Raw genomic sequence first — 5,692 nt, forward strand, 5'->3', positions numbered from 1 at the left:
CGCTCGACCTGGTGGCGCCCCAGGCCGCCATAGAGCACAGTGGGAATGGCGGGCAGCAGGTAGCGCACCGCGTCGGCCATGCGGGTGATGTGCGACCGCTGGACGGGGAAGCCATCGGCCGCCAGGCGGCGGGCCAGTTCCGACTGGCTCAGGGCGGCGCCGCTCTCCTGCTCGTAGAACTCCCGTGCTTTCTCGACGCCGAGCGCGCGCTCGATGAACGTGAGGCCGCCGCGCAGTTCGTTCTCGGCAAGATGCCCGGTCAGCGCGACGATTTCACCGCGCTCCGGCCATGGTCGGAACAGGCACGATATGCGGAAGAAGCGTTCTTCCTTGGTCTCCGACCAGAGTTCGCGCAGGATCGCCAGTCGCGTGTTGCCGCCGTTGCGGATGATGTAGTGGTCCTCGCCGGGCCTGCGCGTGATGGCCGGCGCCGCGTCCAGGCCGCGCTCGCGGATGGATGCCTTGATTTCCTCGTAAGCCGGGTTGCGCTTCATGCGCGGGTCATGGTCGTAGGGCCGCAACTGGTCCAGCGTCACGACCATGGGCGTGTCCGCGATCGGGTCGCTCAAGGCCGTAGCCGCTGGGCCGCTGCGCTCGAAGCCGGCCGCGAGCAGCTTGCCTGCCATGTCCTGCGAGGTCATGTCAGCCATGGCCGCACCCCTCGCAGTCCCCACGACCGCCGGCCGGCGCCATGCGGGCCTCTCGCTCGGCGCGGCGGATCTGCGCACGGGCGTTCAATTCGGCCCGGTGGTCACTCGCTGTCGAACTCGTGTAGATCGCCGCGCAGCCGGCCTTGGTGAACTTGAGGTGCCCGCCCGGCGTGCGCTTGACGTGCCAGCCCTCACCGACCGCGAACTCGATCAGGGCGCGCAGCCGCTTGTGGCCGCGGGCCAGCTCATGTGCGTTCGCCATGGGGCCTCCCAGGATCAAGAGGTCGCTGCGGGCGGCCGGATACTTGAGCCAGTCGGTCCTGCCATTGCGGGAACAACTCGCTGGCGAGCGCGCGCATCGTGTCGAGCGCGGCAGGGGCGACTCTGCCGGGCGGCTGGCGGTGCTCGACCCGATGCACCGGCAGGCCGCGCGTTGCGGCACGTGGATACGCTTCTATGGCCGGCACGTCGGTGGCGAGCACGCGGATGCCGGCGCTGTCCTGGAACAGGTCGCGCAAGGCCTGCTGGATCAGCCGTGCGTTGGCGGACACCGGGTGGACGCGGTTGATGAGCAAGTGCAGCGGCGGCGGTTCGATGCCCAGGTGCCGGTACGGCGCAATGTCTTCGAGCAACTGCATGGTGCCGCGCCGCAGCTCGCGTGCCGCGAGGATCTCCGGCGTGACGGGCGACAGCGCGAGATCGGAGGCGAGCACCGCCATCTCCAGCAGCACGGAACGCGCGCCCTGGGTGTCGATCAGCACCAGGTCGTAGAGGGGAGCAAGTGCTGGCAGCAGATGCCGCAACCGCAGGCGGCCATCCGGCGCATGCAGCAACAACGTGTTCAGCTCGCCCCGGTGGTCGTCGGACAGCACCAGGTCCAGGCCCGCGATGATCGTGCGGGACACGAGCTGGCCAAGGTCGCGCTCGTTGAAGGCCAACAGCTCATAGATGCCGCCCGGCGCGCGCTGGGTCAGTTCGTAGTAGGAGGACAAGGTGGGCTGCACGTCGAGATCGAGCAGCAGCACGCGCAGGCCCGCGTCCGCGGCGAGCCCGCCCAGGTTGGCGGCCGTCGTGGTCTTGCCGACGCCGCCCTTCGTTGAAATGATGGACACGACCTGCATGGCGCTCTCCGGCTGGGAATGGGAAGTCCGCGGGAGAGCGGGTCAGGTCCGGTGGTTGAGGCGCTCGGCGATCCACTGGTCGATTTCGATCGAATCCCAGCCGACAGCGCGCACGCCCAGGCGCAGCGCCTGAGGGAACTGGCGCTTCTTCATCAGGTTGTAGATGTGGGCGCGTTTGAAGCCGGACTTCGCTTCGACTTCATCGAGCCGCAGGATGCGGCGCTCGTTCGGCGGGAGTACAGGGGTCTGCGACATGGCGGTCACTCCTGAACGCTCGGTGGCGTTTGTTGGCGTGACCTCTATTCAATAGACCTGGCTGCGGAAAGACATTGCAAATGCAATCTCCGCGATTGCACATACAAGCTGGATAACCTCATGCGCTTGCGCTACGAACGTACCTCTTAGCGTTGGCGAACTTTCCGTTTAAGGTGCGCTCAGTGATGCCCATGGTGCCGCCGTAGTGGGCGACCAATGCAGAGACAAGGGCCTCCTGCGTTTTGAAGCTGGAATAGGGCACGCCTGAAGGCGACTGGCTCAGCATCAGCGTCAACATCCCTCCAATGATGTTGAGATAGGTCGTTTCCGCCCGTTCGCTGATCTCGCATTGCTTGGATGCCAACAGCACCGAGGATTGCTTGAGTAGCGTGTCGTGCTGCTCCTGCAGTTCTCGCATCTCACGTCGGGCTTGTTCAAGCGCGGCCTGAAGGGCCAGCCGCTCCACGAGGATCGCCTGTCCTGTTTCCATGGTGATGAAAGGATGCGCCATGCGTTCGCCACGGCTGAACAGAAATCCTGGCCGGTGCTCGGGATAGTGGGTGCGCATCCAGCGTTTTAGATCGACATGGCGAACAGTCAGATCCAGAGAATTGAGCAGGTTCGGATCATTGAGCGTGATCCCGTTCTTGCCGTAGGGCAGCTCTCCGTTGAGGATGCCGTCATAGATACGTTCCGAGTGCAGCCGGCACTCATTCCATCGAGGGCAGTTCAGCGACCGAGGCAGGACACGCGGTGACGCGATCGTGGCCAGGATCATCGGGAGATACCGCAGCAACCCAGCCCATCGGATGGCCGCCTCGATGGGACGATAGAACACCTTTGATGTTGAAATGTCCTTGTGCATGTCTTCGTCTCCTTTCGGGTGCGCTACATCACCGGCTCCTTTCTTGCCCAAGGGCTGTTGTGTCGTTATGGCCTGCGACGGACGCTTGAGGCGATGCCCTAAGCGAAGGCGGAGGAGGCCATTGGCGTCCGCCGCAGGTGGCCTTGTCTTGCTTGATATGCAAGAATCGATCAGTTGCCGGCCCATCGAGCGATGAGGACGCAAGCTCGATATTGGCGCTCACGGTACCAGCGTCATAGGTGGCGCAAAGCCCATCAAGACCGATTTGGTATGGTCTGATATCCAGACGGTTCAAGACCAGCGAGTTGAAGCGTTCGACGCCCCTACGTCCAGTTGGGGACTGGAAATCAGCGGTTAGTGATGCATCGCTCCACATGCTGATATATCGACAAAGTATCTGCCGCAGTACCAGTGACCCTGCCAGGTTGCCCCAGCACATAGGAGACGGAGATGGCTGAACATTCCCATGAACATCAACATCACACATCCGGTCAGATGGGTAAGCACGGCCGACCATACGCCAAGTTCTGGGTGAACATGGTGTTGGGCCTCGTCGTCATGTACTTCGTAATGTTCAGCATGATCGACGGCGCCAGGGACTTCAGAAACAATCTCAACATGCTCTACATGGCGGTCACTATGTGGGCGCCAATGGGCATCTTCATGCTAGCGACAATGCCCGGCATGTTTCCAAACCGGCGGCTCAATCTCGTGCTGTACGGCTTGTTTGCCGTTCTCACACTCGGTTCTTTTGCCGCTACCCGTGCTCAAACCGGAATCGGCGATCGACAGTTCATCGCGTCTATGGTCCCGCACCATTCGGGAGCGATCCTCATGTGCCGCGAGGCGCAGCTCTCAGATCCGGAACTCGTCAACCTATGCCAAGCGATTTCCGATGGCCAGCGCGCGGAGATCGAGCAGATGAACCGGATTGCTGCACGCCTTCGTTGAGGCTGGCTGCCACTACACTGGCGCCGCGTTGCGCTCCGGCGAAGTTAGCCGCAGCGATGTAAAGATGAGTACTTGCGGTGTTCCGATGCCGGCGGTTGTGTCCTACAGCCGTCCAGGTGCCAGGTAGTCCACGCGACACCACCCCGCGCTGCCTGCGGAGCGAGCGCAAGTCATGATCGTCGCAAGTTGGAGTTCGATAGCGAACCCGCTCAGCAGCTGGACGCATCAGGCGTAACGACGGGTGGATGGATCATCCTTGGACGCTGGTGGAAGTGGTTGGATGAACTTTGTTGCCGAGGGCGAAAAACAAGGCTATAATTGAGTTCTTCGCTGATCACCACAGTGGAGAAAGTGATTGGGAAACAGAGACTTAGCGCTCTAGTGCATGACTCGTCTCCCGCTCCAATTTAAGATCTACAGACTTCCATCGACGTCTGTAAGTCGTTGAAAAAAGGAGCGAAAGCTCCTTTTTTCGTTCCAGCAACATCCACCGAAATCCAGCCACAGCCACGACGTTTAAGGCCATTTTTGAGGCCATCTTTACGGAAGCGCTGAAGGCGGATTGTTGCTGGGGGAGCGCGGTTGACGCGGCCAGTATCGAGCCCTGACTCATGTTCAGGAGCTAGAGCATGGCACTCTCAGATTTGGTCGTCCGGCAGGCCAAGACCACCGGCAAAAACTATTCCCTCTCTGACTTCGACGGCCTCGGGCTGTTCGTATCAGCCACCGGCAGTAAGGCGTGGCACTTCCGCTACTATTGGGCCGCCAAGCAAAAGCGCATGTCGCTGGGAACCTATCCCGAGGTCAGTCTTCGGGAGGCGCGCGAGGAGCGCGACAAGGCACGCGCCTTACTGGCCAAGGGCATCAATCCCAAGGTCGATCGCAAGCGCAAGCGCCAAGCCGTTCGTCTGGCAGACGAAAACAGCTTCAAGGCGGTCTATCTCCGTTGGCTTGAGCAGCGCAAGCTGGAACTCAAGGAGGGACGCAACAGCACCCTGTCGCAGATCCAGCGCATCTTCAAGAAGGACGTGCTGCCCCGACTCGGCACGATGTCGATGATCGACGTGCGCAGCGCGGACTTGGAGGAAGTGCTAAAGAAGATCGAAGAGCGCGATGCGTTGACGACGGCCGAGAAGGTACGCATCTGGTTCAACCAGTTGTTCCGCTTCGCCAAAGTGAAGATCCCGGGTCTGGAGGGTAATCCAGCCACGGACCTGGATGCAGTGGCGAAGCCGAAACCGCCCGTCGTGAACAACCCCTACTTGCGGTTGCCGGAAGTCCCCGACTTGCTCCACAGGCTGCGTCGTTACCGCGGCCAGCTCATTACCCAGCTCGGCATTCGGCTGTTGTTCCTGACGGGTGTGCGAACCGGGGAGTTACGGTTTGCCGAGCCTGGCCAGTTCCATCTGGATCAGGGTTTATGGATCATCCCGCCGGAGATCGTCAAACAGTTGCAGGATGACATGCGCAAGCACAACAAGCGCCCGCAGGACATCCCACCCTACATCGTTCCCTTATCAGCGCAAGCTATCGAGATCGCTCGCTTCCTGCTGGAACTGGTGAAGCCAGCCCAAAAGCACCTGCTTGCCCATCGCAGCGACCTGAAGAGGCCGATCAGCGAGAACACTCTCAACAGTGCCCTGACCCGCATGGGCTACAAGGATCTGCTGACTGGCCACGGCATCCGCGGCACGATCTCGACGGCGCTTAACGAGATCGGCTACCCGAAGCTCTGGGTGGATGCTCAGCTTTCGCACTCGGACCCCAACCGGGTCAGCGCCGCCTACAACCATGCTCTGTACGTCGAGCCGCGTCGGCGCATGATGCAGTGCGTATTTCGGGGCGCGTGA

The 5,692-nt window shown here is 61.6% G+C and carries 6 protein-coding genes and 1 pseudogene; 2 read left to right on the forward strand and 5 right to left on the reverse strand.

Annotated features, from left to right (window positions below):
• From B2246_RS07320 to B2246_RS07340, 5 genes are all read right to left on the reverse strand, one after another.
• Positions 1–650 (reverse strand): ParB family protein (locus tag B2246_RS07320; RefSeq protein WP_286964031.1); only part of this gene is annotated, 650 nt, incomplete at its 3' end.
• Positions 643–912: a hypothetical protein gene (locus B2246_RS07325; RefSeq protein WP_003050422.1), complete on the reverse strand. Its 270-nt coding sequence runs from the start codon at positions 910–912 to the stop codon at positions 643–645. The genes B2246_RS07320 and B2246_RS07325, both read right to left, overlap by 8 nt.
• Entirely contained in the window at positions 896–1,771 is an 876-nt protein-coding gene (locus B2246_RS07330) for a ParA family protein (RefSeq protein WP_003098988.1), read from the reverse strand. The genes B2246_RS07325 and B2246_RS07330 overlap by 17 nt, the downstream gene beginning before the upstream one ends.
• A gap of 42 nt (positions 1,772–1,813) precedes the next feature.
• On the reverse strand, positions 1,814–2,026 hold the full coding sequence (locus B2246_RS07335; RefSeq protein WP_003090093.1) for an AlpA family transcriptional regulator: 213 nt from the start codon (positions 2,024–2,026) through the stop codon (positions 1,814–1,816).
• Between the two features lie 118 nt (positions 2,027–2,144).
• Complete coding sequence (locus B2246_RS07340; protein WP_003098991.1) at positions 2,145–2,891, reverse strand: hypothetical protein; 747 nt, start codon at positions 2,889–2,891, stop codon at positions 2,145–2,147.
• Positions 2,892–3,341: 450 nt separating this feature from the next.
• Here B2246_RS07340 and B2246_RS07345 point away from each other — a divergent pair, with 450 nt between their 5' ends.
• Positions 3,342–3,842, forward strand: coding sequence for a DUF305 domain-containing protein (locus B2246_RS07345; protein WP_003098996.1), 501 nt, complete (start codon positions 3,342–3,344; stop codon positions 3,840–3,842).
• Positions 3,843–4,471: 629 nt separating this feature from the next.
• Positions 4,472–5,671: pseudogene (locus tag B2246_RS07350) on the forward strand (tyrosine-type recombinase/integrase); the annotation flags it as partial.
• Between the last annotated feature and the right edge of the window lie 21 nt (positions 5,672–5,692).

Origin of the sequence: Cupriavidus sp. UBA2010, assembly GCF_002335265.1 — a bacterium.
GTDB lineage: Bacteria > Pseudomonadota > Gammaproteobacteria > Burkholderiales > Burkholderiaceae > Cupriavidus > Cupriavidus metallidurans.

Coding starts and splice junctions, on each gene's coding strand:
- B2246_RS07340 (WP_003098991.1), bottom strand. CDS start 2,891: ATGCACAAGGACATTTCAACATCAAAGGTGTTCTATCGTCCCATCGAG.
- B2246_RS07345 (WP_003098996.1), top strand. CDS start 3,342: ATGGCTGAACATTCCCATGAACATCAACATCACACATCCGGTCAGATG.
- B2246_RS07325 (WP_003050422.1), bottom strand. CDS start 912: ATGGCGAACGCACATGAGCTGGCCCGCGGCCACAAGCGGCTGCGCGCC.
- B2246_RS07335 (WP_003090093.1), bottom strand. CDS start 2,026: ATGTCGCAGACCCCTGTACTCCCGCCGAACGAGCGCCGCATCCTGCGG.
- B2246_RS07330 (WP_003098988.1), bottom strand. CDS start 1,771: ATGCAGGTCGTGTCCATCATTTCAACGAAGGGCGGCGTCGGCAAGACC.